This is a genomic window from Streptomyces sp. PsTaAH-124, assembly GCF_000373685.1.
Taxonomy (GTDB): Bacteria; Actinomycetota; Actinomycetes; order Streptomycetales; family Streptomycetaceae; genus Streptomyces; species Streptomyces andamanensis.
The window spans coordinates 1-16,461 of sequence record NZ_KB892170.1; the positions used below are offsets into that span (position 1 = coordinate 1).

Sequence of the window (16,461 nt, forward strand, 5' to 3'; positions counted from 1 at the left end):
GTCGCCTACCGCTACTTCGCCACCCCCCGACGCCGGTTCATCCTGGCCGACACTCCGGGGCATGTGCAGTACACGCGGAACATGGTCACCGGTGCCTCCACCGCCGAGCTGACCGTGATCCTGGTCGATGCCCGCAACGGTGTGGTCGAGCAGACCCGCCGTCATGCCGCGATCGCCGCGCTGCTGCGGGTGCCGCATGTGGTGCTGGCGGTGAACAAGATGGATCTGGTGGGCTATCGGGAGCCGGTGTTCGCGGCCATCGCGAAGGAGTTCACGGCGTACGCGACGGAGCTGGGCGTGCCGGAGGTCACGGCGATCCCGATCTCGGCGCTGGCCGGGGACAACGTGGTGGAGCCCTCCGCGGTCATGGACTGGTACGGCGGGCCCACCGTCCTCGAACACCTGGAGACCGTCCGGCTGGGCGACACCTCGGCGAGCGGACCTTCCCGCTTCCCCGTGCAGACGGTGATCCGGCACGGCGGGGAACGCCACTACGCCGGGCAGTTGCTGAGCGGCCGGCTCCGGGTCGGGGACACCGTGACGGTGCAGCCCTCCGGCCGCGTCACCACCATCACCTCGCTCGACGTCCTCGGACAGCCGGCGGACGCCGTCCGCGCGGGCCGGTCCCTCAGCGTGCGGCTCGCGGACGAACTCGACGTCGGGCGCGGCGACATGCTCACCGCCGGACCCCGGCCGCCACGGATCGCCAAGGAGACCGAGGCGACCGTCTGCCATGTCGCGGACACCCCGCTGACCGTCGGCCACCGGGTGCTCCTGAAGCACACCACACGCACCGTGAAGGCGATCGTCACGGAGATCCCCTCGCGGCTCACCCTCGACGACCTCTCCCAGCATCCCGAACCGGGGCGGCTCGTCGCCAACGACATCGGCCGGGTGCGGATCCGCACGGCCGAGCCGCTCGCCCTCGACTCCTACGCCGACTCGCGGCGCACCGGCTCGTTCCTGCTGATCGATCCCGCCGACGGCACCACGCTCGCGGCCTGCATGGTGGGCGACGCGTTCGCGACCCGTACCGCGCAGCTGGCCGCCGACGGCGACGGGTGGAACTTCTAGGATGGGGGGACGGGCGGGCGCCCGAGGGGACCGCCGGAGGTGGGGGAGAGCCTGTGATCGTCTGGGTGAACGGCGCGTTCGGCAGCGGGAAGACCACGCTGGTCGAGGAGCTGCGTCTGCGCCGGCCCGACGCACTGGTCTTCGACCCGGAGCTGGTGGGCTTCGTCCTGCGCCGGATCGTGGAGGTGCCGACCGGTGACTTCCAGGATCTGCGGCAGTGGCGGCGCCAGGTCGTCGGCATGGCCGTGGGCCTGGTGGAGGAGTACGGGCGCCCCGTCCTGGTGCCGATGACCCTGGTGGACCCGGCTTATCTCGCCGAGATCCTCGGTGGCCTGAAGGACGCGGGCGTCGAGGTGCACCACTTCTTCCTCCAGGTCCCCGAGGACGTCCTCGTCGGGCGGATCGACGGGCGGAGCTTCACCCCGGACGATCCCGCCAAGGACGAGGAGGTCCGCGCCTGGTGCAGATCCAGGATCGCGTCGTGCCTGGCCGTGGTGGACGCCCTGCCGCCGGACACCGTGCTGCTGGACGGCCGCTCGGCCCCGGCCGAGCTGGCCGACGCCGTGCTCGCGCGGATCCCGCGGCAGGCTCAGGGGAGCTGAGTCCGCTCAGCGCTGCCGACGGGCCCGGCGGCGGGCGCCCAGCAGGACCCGCAGCGCCCCCGCCACGGGCGGCTTCGCCGATCCGTGCAGCAGCCCGGTGCCGCGCGCCAGCGCAGCGTCCGCCGTCAGCAGCTCGATGTCGATGAGCGCGACGATCAGAGCGCTGTACGGGGACGAGGTGAGGGCGGGCAGCTCCCGGGCGGTGAGCAGGTCCGCTCGGGCCGCCTCGATCTGATGCCGGACCAGTGCGCCGACGCCCGGCGAGGCCCGGCCGGCGGCGATGTCCCGCGCCGTGACGGAGAAGCGCTCCAGCGTCCGTGCCGGGACACCGGTCCGCCCCTCCCGTGCGTCCTCGGCGAGGTCGTTGACGAAGTCCAGCCGCTGGGTGCCGTCGATGAGCGTCCGGCAGGCGGTCCGGTACGGCCCGTCGTCCCCCTCCGGCGCCAGCAGGATGCCGACCAGCAGGAAGGCGGGCATCGAGTAGGCGTCCAGGTAGACCTGGTAGTCCGCCTCGTCGGCGAACCCGGTGAACTCGAGCTCCGCGTCGGCGGTGGACAGATACGCCTCGACCACGTCCCGCAGCCGCGGATGGGCGCCGATGGTGTGCATCAGCGCGCGGATCATGGGATCGGTGCTCCGCCCGCTCGCCAGCGCCTCGCGCACGTGCCGCCGGAACTCCTCCCACGCTTTTGCCCGCAGGGGCTCGGGACCGGTGTCGAGAAGATCGTCGCCGTGGTGCATCACCGCCGTCGCCGCCACCACGTGCGGCAGCAGCGGCCGGGGCAGCAGCGTCCTCGCCGCCAGGTACGCACTGCGCCGGAAGCGCGCCACCAGTTCCCGCTGTGCGCCGTAGTCGCTGCGCAACTCCGGCTCCCGTATTCCCGCCGTGTCCAGGGACCGGCTCCATGCGCTCATGATCGCATCGTAGGCGTACCGCCCGAAGTCCGGTCGCGCACGGTCCCCCGGACAACTTCACACGTATGCTGAGGGCTAGCCGAAGACATGTGTTTCGGGAACCCGGCCCGGCAGGGACGACCTCCGCTATAAGGTGTGTGCAGATGTGAGACGCGGGCACACATACGCGGGCACCCGGCCGACCGGGACCACCGGGCCGTGAGCCATGCCGAGAACCACTTCCACCGAGGAGCGAGCAGTGCCCGAGAACAACCAGAGGCCCCTGACCACGGTCGCCGGTGCGCCGGTCCCCGACAACCAGAACTCCCTGACGTCCGGCCCGCGCGGTCCGATGCTCCTCCAGGACGTGTGGTTCCTGGAGAAACTCGCCCACTTCGACCGCGAGGTCATCCCGGAGCGCCGGATGCACGCCAAGGGCTCCGGCGCGTTCGGCACCTTCACCGTGACCCATGACATCACGCGGTACACCAGCGCGAAGATCTTCTCCGAGGTCGGCAGGCAGACGCAGTTGTTCGCGCGGTTCTCGACCGTCGCGGGCGAGCGCGGCGCGGCCGACGCCGAGCGCGACATCCGCGGCTTCGCCCTGAAGTTCTACACGGACGAGGGCAACTGGGACCTGGTGGGCAACAACACCCCGGTGTTCTTCTTCCGCGACCCGCTGAAGTTCCCCGACCTCAACCACGCGGTGAAGCGCGACCCGCGCACCAACCTGCGCGACCCCGAGAACAACTGGGACTTCTGGACCAGCCTCCCTGAGGCCCTGCACCAGGTCACGATCGTGATGTCCGACCGCGGCATCCCCGCCTCGTACCGGCACATGCACGGCTTCGGATCGCACACCTACAGCCTGGTCAACGCCGACGGCGAGCGGTTCTGGGTGAAGTTCCACCATCGCACCCGGCAGGGCATCGAGAACCTCACGGACGCCGAGGCCGAGGCCCTGATCGGCAAGGACCGGGAGTCCCACCAGCGCGACCTGTTCGACGCCATCGAGCGGGGCGACTTCCCGAAGTGGAAGCTCTTCGTCCAGGTCATGCCGGAGGCGGAGGCCGAGCACTACCGCTTCCACCCCTTCGACCTCACCAAGGTCTGGTCGAAGCAGGACTACCCGCTCATCGAGGTCGGTGAGTGGCAGCTCGACCGCAACCCCGAGAACTACTTCGCGGACGTCGAACAGGCCGCGTTCACCCCGGCCAACGTGGTCCCGGGCATCGGTTTCTCCCCGGACCGCATGCTCCAGGGCCGGCTCTTCTCCTACGGTGACGCCCAGCGCTACCGCCTCGGTGTGAACCACCACCAGATCCCGGTCAACGCCCCCAGGAACCCGGTGAACTCCTACCACCGCGACGGCGGCATGCGCGTGGACGGCAACCAGGGCGCCACCCCCGGCATCGAGCCCAACTCCTACGGCCGCTGGCAGGAGCAGCCCGCGTACCGCGAGCCGCGGCAGGCCGTGGGCGCCTTCGCCGACCGGTTCGACTTCCGCGAGGACGACGACAACTACTTCGAGCAGCCCGGCGACCTGTTCCGCCTGATGAGCCCCGAGCAGCGGCAGGCGCTCTTCGAGAACACCGCGCGGGCGATCGACGGCGCCTCGCGGCGGACCGTCGAGCGGCACATCGCCCACTGCACCAAGGCCGACCCCGCCTACGGCGAGGGCGTCCGCAAGGCGATCGAGGCCCTGGCCGCGGGCGACCGCTGAGCCCCGCCCGGCCCGGCGGGCAGCCCGCCCCCGCCGGGCCGGACCCATGTCCGCGCCCGCACGACCGCCCGTACGGCCACGATCACTTGTACGGGCACCATCGCCCGTACGACCGACCGGACCAGGAGGAGCCGCGCGTGAACGGAGACGGACCGTGACCCCCGAGCAGACGCGTCGCGTCGTCGGCCTGGCCCTGGACCTGGCCCGGGAGGGCCGCACCGGGGAACTGGCGGAGTTCGTGGAGCACGGGCTGCCGGTGGACGTCGGCGACCCGTCCGGCAACACCCTCCTGATGCTCGCCGCCTACCACGGCCACGCCGACACCGTCCGCGCGCTGATCCGGCTCGGCGCCGACCCCGACCTGCGCAACGCCCGCGACCAGACACCCCTCGCCGGCGCCCTGTTCAAAGGCGCCGACGACGTGGTGGGAGTCCTCAGGCAGGCGGGTGCCGACCTCGACTCCGGCACCCCCACCGCACGGGCGGCCGCCGCTCTGTTCGGCCGCGCCCACCTGCTCGCCGACTAGCCCCGGGCCCGGGACCGGACGTGGGCGCGGATCAGCCCAGCGGTACGACGACCTCGCCGCGGTACGCGGCCTTCTCCGCCTCGTCCAGCATCAGCGCGGCCACGGAGGCGCGGGACATCCTCGGCGGCAGCAGGGGCCGACGGAGCTCCGCGAGCCGTACGACGCGGCGCCCGGGACCGAGGGGCCCGCCGGTCAGATCCGGTGCGTGGAACACGGTGGCGCCCGCGTCCAGGGCGATCCGGTCGGCCTCGGCCTTCTCGGCCAGTTCCCCGCCGACCGCCATCCGCATCACCGCCTGGTAGAGGCGCCCGCCCGCACCGATCGACAGGCCGGACCCCAGCGCGCCGAGCCACACCGTGCGGACATGTGCCGCGGCGAGCAGTCCGGCCCCGGCGACCAGGGCGCCCGGACCGTCCTTCTTCCCGATGCCGATGGCCGAGACGGCCGCGTCGACGTCGTCCAGGCCGGGGAAGGTGCGCGGGGAGAAGACGTCCGCCCGCCGTACGTCGATGTGCCGCCCCGGCGGCGGAGCGGCCCGCTCCGGGTCGCGGACGAGGGCGACGACCTCGTGCCCCCGCTCCAGGGCCTGGGTGGTGAGCAGGCCGCCGACCCTGCCCGACGCGCCGAGTACCGCGATGCGCATGATGATCCGCCTCTTAACTGAACAACCGTTGGTGTTGTGAGTAAACGACTGTTGGTGACGACTGTCAAGGCGCCTCGTGGCTGTAGCATGAACACCTGTTGGTCAACGGTCCACGCTGGTCGGAAGGGGGAACGTGTCGACTGACGAGGAAGCCGCCACCACCCGGCGCCGCCGTAATCCGCGCGGGCAGGGGCAGGTGCTCAGGGCCCAGCTGGTGGAGGCCGCGGCGAAGCTCCTGGCCACCCTCGACCAGCCGGAGACGCTGACCCTGCGGCAGGTCGCGCGGGAGGTCGGGATCGCACCCGCCAGCATCTACGGCCACTTCCCGGACCTGGGCGCGCTGGTCGAGCACGTGCTGCGGCTGCGCTACGACGAACTGGCCGGTCTCATGCACCAGGCCGCGCGGTCCGCGCCGGACCCGCTGGCGGACCTCGTCGCCCGGTGCGCCGTGTATGTGCGCTGGGGTGTCGAGCAGCCCGGCCACTACCGGACGCTCTTCGGCGGGCGGATGCCGGCCGACCTCGTCCCCGGATCCGCCCACGGCGCCGGTGCCGAACTGCTGGAGTCCGTCGTCGCCTCCCTGGCGGCCGTCACCGGCACCGACGCGAGCCCCGACGCGGAACGCCGGTGGCAGGCCGGGCTCTTGCTCTGGACCGCGATGCACGGTCTGATCAGTCTCTACAACGACCACGGGGACATGCCCTGGCCGCCCCTGGACGACCTGCTCGCCGACCTGATCAGCCTGCACACCGCCCGGCCTGCGGCCGAGATCGCCGCACTCCTGGTCCAGGACGACGGCTGACCGCTCCCGGACGGCAGACCGCACCGGAGCGGGCTCGGCGCTCCTGAACACGCTGCGCCGGCTCGGCAGCGCCCTCGGCGTGGCCGTCCTCGGACCGGGATCGCTTCTCCGGTCGCGGTACGGGGCCGTGACGCACGACCGGCTCACCGGTCTCCCGGCGGACGTCCGCCGGACGGGCCTTCCTCGGCGCGACGCACCGGACGGGACCGGTCGCACCCGCACCCCGGGGAGGGGTGCGGGCGCGGTGTCCGTGCAGGTCAGGCGGTGGGGCGGGGGCCCGCGGCGCGGCGGAGCCGGTTGGCGATCGCCAGGCCGAGCCCCTCCTCGGCCGGAAGGGAGGCGACGATGAGGTCGCACTCCTGCCGGTCGAGCTCGCGCAGGAACCCGTACAGACCGCGCGCGTACGCGGCCGTCGAGGCGGGGACCGCGACCACGGCGTGCGCCTCGACCGCGGTACCGGCGAGGGCGGCCGGGAGGAAGACGCCCACCCGGTGCCCCCGCTCGCGCGCGAGCCGCGCCTCGGCGACGATCTCCTCGGGCTCGACGAGGACGACCCGGGCCCGCGGTGCGTAGTGCGACGGATGCTGGCCCGGCACCCGGACGGCGCTGGTCGAGGGGACCGCGAGCGGGTGGCCCAGCACCGCTTCGAGATCCTCGCGGGTCACCCCGCCGGGCCGGAGGATGCTCGGGACATCGCCCGTGACGTCGACGATGGTCGACTCGACACCGACCTCACACGTGCCGCCGTCCAGCACGAAGTCGACCGCGTCGCCCAGCTCCGCACGGACATGGTCGGCGGTGGTGGGACTGACCGAGCCGAAGCGGTTGGCGGACGGTGCCGTGACCCCGCCGCCGAAGGCCGACAGCAGCGCGAGCGCGACGGGATGGTCCGGCACCCGCACGGCCACCGTCTCCAGGCCGCCCGTCGCTTCGAGGGGCACGCGGGCGCCGCGCCGCAGCACCAGCGTGAGCGGCCCCGGCCAGAAGGCCCCGGCCAGCAGGCGCGCCGTCTCGGGCACCTCTTGGACCCAGTCGTCCAGGTGCTCCGCGCCGCCGATGTGGACGATCAGCGGGTGCGAGGGCGGACGGCCCTTGACCTGGAAGATGCGCGAGACGGCGGCGGGGTTCTCGGCATCGGCCCCCAGGCCGTACACGGTCTCCGTGGGCAGGGCCACGAGCCCGCCGCCGCGCAGCACACCGGCCGCCTTCTCGATGTCACTGGTTCTTGCCATCACCCTCGCCATCCTAGGCGCGCCGGGGACCGGCGACGGCCGCCGGAGGTCCGGGCGCGGGCCGCGGACGGCAGGGCGCCCGGCCGCGCACCGGACCCGGACCGTCATCCGATCGGGACGTAGCCGGTGTGCCGCAGCGGCGCTCGGGCGGGGGAGAGGTGTGCCGGCCGGGTCAGGGGCGGTCGGTGAGATAGCCGCCCATGGACCGGAAGTACTCCGTCGCGGGCAGCTCGCGGCCGTCCTCGGTCCGGACGCGGGTGACGGCCAGGCCGTGGTTGCGGCCCGTGCGGGCGTCGGCACCGGCGACGACGACCACGCCGTCGCCCTCGCGGTAGAAGATGCGGCCCGGGGTACCCCCGTAGCGGCCCTCGGACACGACGGCGGCGAGGATCTCCAGGCGCCTGCCCCGGTGGAAGGTGAAGGCGGCCGGATAGGGGGCGGACTGGGCGCGGACCAGGCGCTCCAGGTCCTCGGCGGGCCAGCCCCAGTCGATCCGGATGTCCTCCTCGGCCCGCTTGTGGAAGAAGCTGGCCTGCGACCGGTCCTGCCGGGTGAACTCGGTCTCGCCGGAGGCGATCCGGTCGAGGGCGCCGATCGTGACCGGGGCGATCAGGTCGACCGTCTTGTGGAACAGGTCGGTGGCCGTGTCCTTCGGGCCGACGGCGACCGCGCGCTGGAGGACGATGTCACCCGCGTCGAGCACCTCGTCCATCAGGTGCGCGGTGACGCCCACTTCGGACTCGCCGTTGATGAGCGCCCAGATCAGCGGGGAGAAACCGGCGTACTTGGGCAGCAGCGAGTCGTGCACGTTGAGGGTGCCGTGCGGCGGCAGGGCGTAGACGCGCGGCGGGATCCAGGTCCGCCAGTTGTTGGCGACGATGATGTCCGGGTCGGCCTCCTTGAGCCGCTGGAACAGCTCGTCGTCGTCGGGGCGGTTGCGGATGACGACCGGGACGCCGTGCTCCTCGGCGAGTTCGGCGACCGAGTCGCTCCAGATCTTCTCGTAGGCGTGCTCGCTCCTGGGGTGGGTCACGACCATCACGACGTCGTGTTCGGAGTCCAGGAGCGCTTTCAGGGTGCGATGGCCCCAGGTCTGATAGCCGAACATGACGACCCGCATCAGGGGTTCCTCCTCGGGGAGAGCGATATCACCAGAGGTGAGTAAAGCAAGCCTTACCTAACGTTGCAACAGCCATGTTTCCGGGTGCGGTTGGCGGGCGGCTGGACAGGTCGTCCGCTTTGTCTGGTCGACAGCGTCGGGTGATGAGGTTAGCTTTACCTAAGTTCCGTTCGGCCGTCGGTCCTCGGCGTGCCTGGAACCCGTACCGCCCCGTCCCCGCAACCCCCGTATCCGCACATCCCCGTATCGGTACCGGAGTTCCTCCGGTCTTCCGGCTTCCCCACCCCGACAGGACGCCCGCAGGCGGCTGTCCCGCACGAATGGGAGTGACATGTCACAGGCTCTTCCTGGCGACGCTCCACTGATCCACGATCTGATCGGTGTCGGCTTCGGGCCGTCGAACGTCGCCATGGCGATCGCGCTGAGCGAGCACAACGCGCGCGTCGGAAGACACGAGACGGTCACCGCTCACTTCTTCGAACAGCAGACCGGCTTCGGCTGGCACCGCGGCATGCTGATCGACGACGCGACGATGCAGGTGTCCTTCCTGAAGGACCTGGTGACGCTCCGGAACCCGGCGAGCGAGTACAGCTTCCTGTGCTATCTCCAGGACAAGGGCCGTCTGATCGACTTCGTCAACCACAAGAACCTCTTCCCGCTCCGGGTCGAGTTCCACGACTACTTCGAGTGGGCCGCGGCGAAGGTCGACGACATGGTCTCCTACGGGCACCGGGTCGTCGCCGTCGACCCCGTGGTGCGCGACGGTGTGGTGGAGTACTTCGACGTGACCGCCCGGTCCGGCGACGACGTCGTCGTCCACCGCGCCCGCAACCTCGTCCTCGGCACCGGACTGCGCCCGCTCATGCCCGAGGGCATCGAGCGCGGCGACCGCGTCTGGCACAACTCCGACCTGCTGGCGAAGGTGGACGGCCTGGCGGGCACCGAGCCGACCCGCTTCGTCGTCGTGGGCGCCGGCCAGAGCGCCGCCGAGAACGTCGCCTATCTGCACCGCCGCTTCCCCCGCGCCGAGGTCTGCGCGGTCTTCTCCCGCTACGGCTACAGCCCGGCGGACGACAGCAGCTTCGCCAACCGCATCTTCGACCCCGAGGCGGTCGACCAGTACTTCGCGGCGCCGGAGGACGTCAAGCGCCGGCTGATGGACTACCACGGCAACACCAACTACTCCGTGGTGGACATCGACCTCATCGACGACCTGTACCGGCAGGCGTACCAGGAGCGGGTGCTCGGCACCGAGCGGCTGCGCTTCCTGAACGTCTCGCGCCTGACGGGCGTGGCGCGGACGCCAGACGGTGTCCGGGTCACCGTCAGGTCCCTCGTCACCGGCGAGGAGACCCGGCTGGACGCCGATGTCGTGGTGTGCGCCACCGGGTACCTGGAGGCCGACGGCCTGGGCCTGCTCGGCGAGGTGGCGGACCGCTGCCTCCGCGACGACCAGGGCCGCGTCCGCGTCGAACGGGACTACCGGGTGGCGACCGATCCCGAACTGGCCTGCGGCATCTACCTCCAGGGCGGCACCGAGCACACGCACGGCATCACCTCCTCCCTGCTGTCCAACACCGCCGTACGCGTCGGCGAGATCCTGGACTCGATCCTCGACCACGGCCTCAAGGCCGCGCCCGACGCCATCCGGCCCGTCGCCGGGGGAGCCGGCGGCCAGATCCACCAGCCCGCCGGCTAGCCGGTCCGCGGCACCCAGCAGATCCGCGGCACAGCAGAAAGGAACGTCGGTGCCCCTTGTCACCCGCCCGCGTCCCGGCGGCCGGCCCCCCGGCCGGTGCGGAGCACCCCGGCGCCCCGGCGGCCGGGCCCGAGGCAAGGGATAACCTTCGTCGACATGGGCACGACTACAGTGGAACGTCCCGCGCCCTCGCGGGTGGTCGCGGGGGCCCGGCGGCGGCGGATCGCGGGCCTGGGCATCATCGTCGGGATCCTCGTGGTCGCCGCGGTGCTCTCCCTGGCCGTCGGTGCGCGGGCGTTGAGTCCGGCCGAGGTGTGGCACGGACTGTTCGGCGCGCCGGACCCCGACCAGAGGGCCACGGAGATCCGGCTCATCGTGCGGACCGTACGGGTGCCCCGTACGGTGCTCGCGATCGTGGCCGGGATCGCGCTGGGCACCAGCGGGGCGCTGATCCAGGGATACACGCGCAACCCCATCGCGGACACCGGCCTGCTGGGGGTGAACACCGGCGCCTCGTTCGCCGTCGTGTCGGCGATCTCCCTGCTCGGGCTCACCAACCCCTTCCAGTACGTGTGGTTCGCCTTCCTGGGCGCAGCGATCGCCGGTGTCGTCGTCTTCGGTCTCTCCAGCATCGGCCGGGGCGCGGGCAACCCGCTGACGCTCGCGCTGGCCGGACAGGGTGTCACCGTGTTCCTCGCGGCGATGACGACGGCGGTGGCGCTGTCGGACAAGGCGGCGATGAACGCGCTGCGCTTCTGGAACGCGGGCTCGGTGGCCGGCGTCCGGTTCGACGTCATCTGGCCGATGACGGCCTTCATCGTGGTCGGACTGGTGCTGGTCCTCGCCACCCTGCCCTCCGTCAACCTGCTCAACCTGGGTGACGACGTGGCGCGGGGCCTGGGTGTGAACATCACGCTGATCCGGACGGTCGGCATCGTCGCCATCACGCTGCTCGCGGGCGCGGCCACGGCGGCGTGCGGTCCCATCGCCTTCCTCGGGCTGATGGTGGCGCACGTGGCCCGCTATCTGGCCGGTCCCGACTACCGCTGGCTGGTGCCGTACGCGGGTCTGCTCGGCGCGGTCGTCCTGCTGGTCTGCGACATCGTGGGCCGCCTGGTGGTGCGTCCGGGGGAGCTGGAGGCGGGGGTCCTCGTCGCCCTCCTCGGCGCGCCGTTCTTCGCGGTCCTGGTGTGGCGGGGAAAGTTCAAGAACGCATGAACACGACAGTGGTGAAGTCCTCGGTGGCGCCGGGTGTGCGCATCGGCTCCGTGTCCTTCGTGTGGCGGCCCAGGGTCGCGCTGGTCACGCTGGTGCTGGCGGCGGCGGCCTTCCTGGTGTTCTGCCTGTCCATCGCCGTGGGGGACTTCCCCCTGAGCCTGAGCCAGGTGCTCGCCACGCTGTTCGGGCGGGGCGAGCAGGTGGACCGGTTCGTCATCATGGACCTGCGCATGCCGCGGGCCCTGGCCGGTCTCGTGGTGGGCGTCGCGCTGGGCGTGTCCGGGGCGATCACCCAGTCCATCGCCCGCAATCCGCTGGCCAGTCCGGACGTGCTGGGGATCACCGGGGGCGCCGGCGCGGTCTCGGTGTTCCTGGTGACGGTCTCGGGCGGGGCCACGACGGCGGTCGTCACCTCGGTCGGCCTGCCGGCCGCGGCGCTGGCCGGCGGTCTCGGCGCGGGACTGCTGGTGTACTTCATGGCGTGGCGCCGCGGGATGGACGGCTTCCGGCTCATCCTCATCGGCATCTCGGTGAGCGCCGTGACGGAGGCGCTCACCACCTGGCTGCTGGCCACCGCCGACATCCGGGACGTGGCGCGGGCCCAGGCGTGGCTGGTCGGCTCGCTGGACGACCGCTCCTGGGACCAGGTCCGGCTGGCGCTGTGGGGCACGCTCGCCGTCCTGGCCGTCGTGACGTGCGCCGCCTTCCAGTTCAAACCGCTGCACTTCGGCGACGACGTGGCCGCCGGGCTCGGTGTCCGCCACCGCCTGGTGCGGGCCGTCCTGATGCTGTGCGCGGTGCTGCTGGCCGGGTTCGCGGTGAGCGCGGCGGGACCGGTGCCGTTCGTCGCGCTGGTGGCGCCGCAGGTGGCCCTGCGCCTGACGAAGTCGCCGACACCGCCGATGACGGCGTCCGCCATGGTGGGAGCGGTGCTGCTGACCGGCGCCGACCTCGTCGCGCGCACCGCGCTGCCGGTCTCCCTGCCGGTCGGCGTGGTCACCGCCGCGATCGGCGGACCCTTCCTCGTCTACCTCCTGGTGCGGGCCAACCGCCGCTAGGTGATAGAAAGTTAGGCAAGCCTAAACTTGAGGGGGAGGCCGTGGTCGCTCAGTACACCACCGAGACCGGTTCCGTGACACAGGACGTCCCGCGGCTGGCGGCCCGGGGCGTCACGGTCGGCTACGGCGACCGGACCGTCATCGACGCGCTGGACGTGGCGATCCCGCCGGGCGTGGTCACCACCATCATCGGCCCCAACGGCTGCGGGAAGTCCACCCTGTTGCGGACCCTGTCCCGGCTGCTGAAGCCGACCCGGGGCTCGGTCGTGCTGGACGGCGCGGACATCGCGGAGCTGAGGACCAGGGACGTGGCGAAGAAACTCGGTCTGCTGCCGCAGTCGCCGGTCGCCCCGGAGGGCCTGACCGTGGCCGACCTGGTGGCCCGGGGCCGCCATCCGCACCAGAGCTGGCTGCGCCAGTGGTCCTCCGACGACGCCTCGGTGGTGGAGCGCGCGCTCGCCATGACCGGCGTGTCCGATCTGGCCGGCCGGCCGGTCGACGCGCTCTCGGGCGGCCAGCGGCAGCGCGTCTGGATCTCGATGACCCTCGCCCAGGGCACGGATCTGCTGCTGCTCGACGAGCCCACCACCTATCTGGACCTGGCGCACGCCATCGACGTGCTGGACCTCGTCGACGACCTGCACGAGTCGGGATGCACGGTGGTCATGGTGCTGCACGACCTCAACCTGGCCGCGCGCTACAGCGACAACCTCGTGGTGATGAAGGCGGGTTCGGTGCTGGCGCAGGGCCACCCGCGCGACGTGGTGACCCCCGAGCTGCTGCACGAGGCGTTCGGCCTGCGCGCCGAGGTGATGGTCGATCCGGTGGGGGAGCGGCCGCTCATCGTGCCCATCGGCCGGACCCATGTCCGGGATCCGGGCAGCCGGAAGGCAACTCCCGCAACTTAGGCTAGGTTTGCCTTACTCGTCGCGGGTAAGGTGTGCCTGCCCGCACGGGCCGCAGCGGACAGCACGAAAGCAAGGGATACCGGATGCTCCTCGATCGAACGGCACGTATGAAGTCCTGGCGGCGGCTGGCGGCGACCGTGTCCGCCGTGGCCCTCGGCGCGGGTCTCCTCGCGGGCTGCGGCTCCGGTTCGTCGGACGACAAGGACGACAGCGCCGGTGCCTCGGCGTCGTCCGGCGCCTTCCCGGTCACCGTGGAGCACGCGTTCGGATCCACCACGATCACCAAGGCCCCGCAGCGGGTCGTGACCGTGGGCTACACGGACGACCAGGACGTCCTCGCCCTCGGCATCAAGCCGGTCGGCATGGTCGACCAGTACCCGAACCCGGCGGGCAAGAGCCCCGACATCAACACCCAGTGGCCGTGGGTGAAGGACAAGTGGGGCGACGCCCGGCCCACGGTCATCATGAGCAACGGCGACACCGGTCCCAACTACGAGAAGATCGCCGCCCTGAGGCCGGACCTGATCATCGCCGTCTACTCCGAGATCGACCAGAACGCGTACGCCAAGCTCTCCAAGATCGCTCCGACGGTGGGCCGCACCAAGGCCGAGAAGGAGCCGTTCAGCGCTCCCTGGCAGGACAACGCCCTCCAGATCGCGACGGCCCTCGGCAAGGCCGACGAGGGCAAGAAGCTGGTCCAGGGCATCCGCGACCAGCTCGCCGCGGTCAAGAAGGCCCACCCGGAGTTCGCCGGCCAGAAGGCCGTCGCGCTGTCCTGGTACAAGGACGCGGTCGCCCCCTTCACCACCACCGACGTTCGCGGACAGCTCCTGGCGGGCATGGGCTTCAAGGGCCAGACCGAGATCGACAAGATCGCGGGTGACAAGTTCTACACGACGCTCTCCCCGGAGCGCATGGACCTCGTCGACGTCGACCGGGTGTTCGTCATCAACGACAAGGCCGACACCGAGGCGCTGAAGAAGTTCGCCCTCTTCACCAACCTGAAGGTGGTCAAGAACGGCAAGGTGTCCTACCTCCTCGACAGCGAGGGCCCGGCCGTGGGCGCCGCCATGTCGCAGGCCACCCTGCTCTCCCTGCCGTACGCCGTCGACGAGCTCGTCAAGTCGGTCGGCCAGGGGTGAGCACCCCGCAGACGTGTGCCGCCCCGGCGGTCCTGCGCACCACGACCGGCCGTGAGGCGGCCCGGTGGGTGGCGGCGCACTGCCGCGGCACACCCTGGCTGACGGCCGGCACCGTGTTCAGCACGGTGGCCGGGGCGGCGCTCCAGATGCTTCCGGTGCTCCTGCTCGGCCGGGTGGTCGACGGGGTGACCGGGGGCAAGGAGCGCTCGGCCCTGATGACCGTCGGAGTGCTGATGGTGGCCGCCGCGCTGCTCGGCGCGGCGGCCACCGCCGTCTCCACCTATCTGATCGGACGGCTCGGCGCCGACCTGCTCGCGCAGTTGCGCGAGGGCGCCGTCCGCGCCGTGCTGGGCATGCCCAGCGCCCGGATCGAACAGGTGGGCCGCGGCGATGTGCTCTCCCGGGTCGGCGACGACGTGGCCGTGCTGTCCAAGGGCATCCGCGCGGCCGTCCCCACGGTGTTCTCCGCGGGGGTGCTGGTGGCCGTCGCCACCCTCGGCATGTTCGGCCTCGACTGGCGGCTCGGCCTGGCGGGCGCCGGTGCGCTGCCCGCCTACGCGCTGGCCCTGCGCTGGTACCTGCCCCGGTCCGCCCCGCTCTACCGGAACCAGCGGGCCGCCCAGGCGGACCGTGCGCAGTCGCTGATCAGCGGCCTGAACGGCATCGGGACGGTGCGGGCGTACCGTCTGGAGGAGGCGTTCCGCGAGAAGGTGGACGCCGACTCGCGGCGGGTGCGCGACCTCGGCATCGAGGTGTTCCGCTTCTTCGGCCGGTTCGTCGGGCGGGAGAACCGCGCGGAGTTCATCGGCCTGGTCCTGATCCTGGTGGTGGGCTACGCCCTGCTGGAGACCGGCTCCGCGACCCTCGGCGAGGTGGCGGCGGCCCCGCTGGTGTTCCACCGCCTGTTCACCCCGCTGGGCGCCATCATGTTCACCTTCGACGAGGCGCAGAAGTCGGGCGCGAGCCTGACGCGGCTCGTCGGGGTGCTCGCGGAGCCCACCGAGGAACGGCTGGTGGGCGACTCGACCGCCGCCGCTGCCGCCGACGATGCCGCCGCGTGCTCCGTGACGGTCAAGGGGCTGACCTTCACCTATCCCGGCGCCGAGCAGCCGGTGCTGCGCGACGTCGACCTGGCGATCCCCGCGGGCGGTTCGCTGGCCCTGGTCGGCGCGACGGGCGCGGGCAAGACGACACTGGCCGCGCTCATCGCCGGTATCGGCACCCCGCAGGCCGGGTCGGTGCGCGTCGGGACGACCGATCTCGCCGAGCTGGACGAGGCCGGGGCGCGCGCGCTGGTGAGCATCCTGACCCAGGAGACACATGTCTTCTCCGGCCCGCTCGCCGAGGACCTGAGACTGGCCGCGCCGGGCGCGAGCGACGCGGAGCTGACGGACGCGCTGCGTACCGCCGGTGCCCAGGAGTGGGTCGAGGCGCTGCCGGACGGGCTGTACACCGCGGTCGGCGAGGGCGGCGAGCGGCTGGACGGCACCCGGGCCGCCCAGATCGCCCTGGCCCGGCTGGTGCTGGGCCGGGCGCCGGTGGTGGTGCTGGACGAGTCGACGGCGGAGGCGGGCAGCGAGGGTGCCGCCGAACTCGAACGGGCGGTGCTGGCCGCGTGTTCGGGCCGCACCGCGCTGTTCGTGGCGCACCGGCTGACCCAGGCGGTGGCCGCCGACCGGATCGCCGTGCTGGACGCGGGACGGGTCGTGGAGCAGGGGACGCACGAGGAACTGGTCGCTCTGGACGGCCGTTACGCACGGCTCTGGAGGGCCTGGCGAGAAGGTAGTTAGGCGCCGTCAGTTAGGTTAGCCTTGCCTTAA

Annotated in this window: 15 protein-coding genes; 11 read left to right on the forward strand and 4 right to left on the reverse strand. The window is 72.0% G+C overall.

What is annotated here, in order from left to right; genetic code table 11:
* Positions 1 to 1,074, forward strand: a 1,074-nt coding sequence (locus tag B086_RS0117560; protein WP_018567738.1) for a sulfate adenylyltransferase subunit 1, incomplete at its 5' end; no start/stop codon positions are given.
* Positions 1,075 to 1,127: 53 nt separating this feature from the next.
* Positions 1,128 to 1,676 (forward strand): AAA family ATPase, encoded by a 549-nt coding sequence (locus tag B086_RS0117565; RefSeq protein WP_018567739.1) that lies wholly within the window; start codon positions 1,128 to 1,130, stop codon positions 1,674 to 1,676.
* 6 nt (positions 1,677 to 1,682) lie between these two features.
* Here the strand turns inward: B086_RS0117565 and B086_RS0117570 are convergent, their stop codons facing one another.
* Positions 1,683 to 2,591 (reverse strand): phytoene/squalene synthase family protein, encoded by a 909-nt coding sequence (locus tag B086_RS0117570; protein WP_026252521.1) that lies wholly within the window; start codon positions 2,589 to 2,591, stop codon positions 1,683 to 1,685.
* Between the two features lie 205 nt (positions 2,592 to 2,796).
* Here B086_RS0117570 and B086_RS0117575 point away from each other — a divergent pair, with 205 nt between their 5' ends.
* Positions 2,797 to 4,293 carry a catalase gene (locus tag B086_RS0117575; RefSeq protein ID WP_199790763.1) on the forward strand — a complete coding sequence of 499 codons (1,497 nt, stop codon included), beginning with the start codon at positions 2,797 to 2,799 and terminating at the stop codon, positions 4,291 to 4,293.
* 154 nt (positions 4,294 to 4,447) lie between these two features.
* Positions 4,448 to 4,819 (forward strand): ankyrin repeat domain-containing protein, encoded by a 372-nt coding sequence (locus B086_RS0117580; protein ID WP_018567742.1) that lies wholly within the window; start codon positions 4,448 to 4,450, stop codon positions 4,817 to 4,819.
* Positions 4,820 to 4,850: 31 nt separating this feature from the next.
* Here the strand turns inward: B086_RS0117580 and B086_RS0117585 are convergent, their stop codons facing one another.
* Positions 4,851 to 5,462 (reverse strand): NAD(P)-dependent oxidoreductase, encoded by a 612-nt coding sequence (locus B086_RS0117585; protein ID WP_018567743.1) that lies wholly within the window; start codon positions 5,460 to 5,462, stop codon positions 4,851 to 4,853.
* A 133-nt stretch (positions 5,463 to 5,595) separates the two neighbouring features.
* On the opposite strand from B086_RS0117585, the gene B086_RS0117590 reads away from it, so the two are divergent.
* Positions 5,596 to 6,264: a TetR/AcrR family transcriptional regulator gene (locus B086_RS0117590; protein ID WP_158690396.1), complete on the forward strand. Its 669-nt coding sequence runs from the start codon at positions 5,596 to 5,598 to the stop codon at positions 6,262 to 6,264.
* 257 nt (positions 6,265 to 6,521) lie between these two features.
* Here B086_RS0117590 and B086_RS0117595 read toward each other — a convergent pair whose 3' ends face one another.
* Both B086_RS0117595 and B086_RS0117600 read right to left on the reverse strand, forming a co-directional pair.
* A complete protein-coding gene (locus tag B086_RS0117595; protein ID WP_018567745.1) occupies positions 6,522 to 7,496 on the reverse strand; it encodes an L-threonylcarbamoyladenylate synthase in 975 nt (324 codons plus the stop codon).
* A 172-nt stretch (positions 7,497 to 7,668) separates the two neighbouring features.
* Positions 7,669 to 8,616 carry a methionyl-tRNA formyltransferase gene (locus B086_RS0117600; RefSeq protein ID WP_018567746.1) on the reverse strand — a complete coding sequence of 316 codons (948 nt, stop codon included), beginning with the start codon at positions 8,614 to 8,616 and terminating at the stop codon, positions 7,669 to 7,671.
* A 331-nt stretch (positions 8,617 to 8,947) separates the two neighbouring features.
* On the opposite strand from B086_RS0117600, the gene B086_RS0117605 reads away from it, so the two are divergent.
* From B086_RS0117605 to B086_RS0117630, 6 genes are all read left to right on the forward strand, one after another.
* Entirely contained in the window at positions 8,948 to 10,315 is a 1,368-nt protein-coding gene (locus B086_RS0117605; protein WP_018567747.1) for a lysine N(6)-hydroxylase/L-ornithine N(5)-oxygenase family protein, read from the forward strand.
* Between the two features lie 156 nt (positions 10,316 to 10,471).
* The gene (locus tag B086_RS0117610; RefSeq protein WP_026252523.1) at positions 10,472 to 11,533 is read left to right on the forward strand and encodes a FecCD family ABC transporter permease; all 1,062 of its coding nucleotides are present in this window, start codon (positions 10,472 to 10,474) and stop codon (positions 11,531 to 11,533) included.
* A complete protein-coding gene (locus tag B086_RS0117615) occupies positions 11,530 to 12,591 on the forward strand; it encodes a FecCD family ABC transporter permease (protein WP_026252524.1) in 1,062 nt (353 codons plus the stop codon). Before B086_RS0117610 ends, B086_RS0117615 begins: the two co-directional genes overlap by 4 nt.
* 41 nt (positions 12,592 to 12,632) lie before the next feature.
* Entirely contained in the window at positions 12,633 to 13,499 is an 867-nt protein-coding gene (locus B086_RS0117620; protein ID WP_018567750.1) for an ABC transporter ATP-binding protein, read from the forward strand.
* 83 nt (positions 13,500 to 13,582) lie between these two features.
* On the forward strand, positions 13,583 to 14,641 hold the full coding sequence (locus tag B086_RS0117625) for an iron-siderophore ABC transporter substrate-binding protein (protein ID WP_026252525.1): 1,059 nt from the start codon (positions 13,583 to 13,585) through the stop codon (positions 14,639 to 14,641).
* On the forward strand, positions 14,638 to 16,431 hold the full coding sequence (locus B086_RS0117630) for an ABC transporter ATP-binding protein (RefSeq protein ID WP_018567752.1): 1,794 nt from the start codon (positions 14,638 to 14,640) through the stop codon (positions 16,429 to 16,431). Before B086_RS0117625 ends, B086_RS0117630 begins: the two co-directional genes overlap by 4 nt.
* Positions 16,432 to 16,461 lie beyond the last annotated feature (30 nt).

What these genes read in the sequence shown, in the direction of transcription:
- B086_RS0117615 (WP_026252524.1), top strand. Translation starts at nt 11,530, where the DNA reads ATGAACACGACAGTGGTGAAGTCCTCGGTGGCGCCGGGTGTGCGCATC.
- B086_RS0117610 (WP_026252523.1), top strand. Translation starts at nt 10,472, where the DNA reads ATGGGCACGACTACAGTGGAACGTCCCGCGCCCTCGCGGGTGGTCGCG.
- B086_RS0117600 (WP_018567746.1), bottom strand. Translation starts at nt 8,616, where the DNA reads ATGCGGGTCGTCATGTTCGGCTATCAGACCTGGGGCCATCGCACCCTG.
- B086_RS0117575 (WP_199790763.1), top strand. Translation starts at nt 2,797, where the DNA reads ATGCCGAGAACCACTTCCACCGAGGAGCGAGCAGTGCCCGAGAACAAC.
- B086_RS0117595 (WP_018567745.1), bottom strand. Translation starts at nt 7,496, where the DNA reads ATGGCAAGAACCAGTGACATCGAGAAGGCGGCCGGTGTGCTGCGCGGC.
- B086_RS0117605 (WP_018567747.1), top strand. Translation starts at nt 8,948, where the DNA reads ATGTCACAGGCTCTTCCTGGCGACGCTCCACTGATCCACGATCTGATC.
- B086_RS0117570 (WP_026252521.1), bottom strand. Translation starts at nt 2,591, where the DNA reads ATGAGCGCATGGAGCCGGTCCCTGGACACGGCGGGAATACGGGAGCCG.
- B086_RS0117625 (WP_026252525.1), top strand. Translation starts at nt 13,583, where the DNA reads ATGCTCCTCGATCGAACGGCACGTATGAAGTCCTGGCGGCGGCTGGCG.
- B086_RS0117585 (WP_018567743.1), bottom strand. Translation starts at nt 5,462, where the DNA reads ATGCGCATCGCGGTACTCGGCGCGTCGGGCAGGGTCGGCGGCCTGCTC.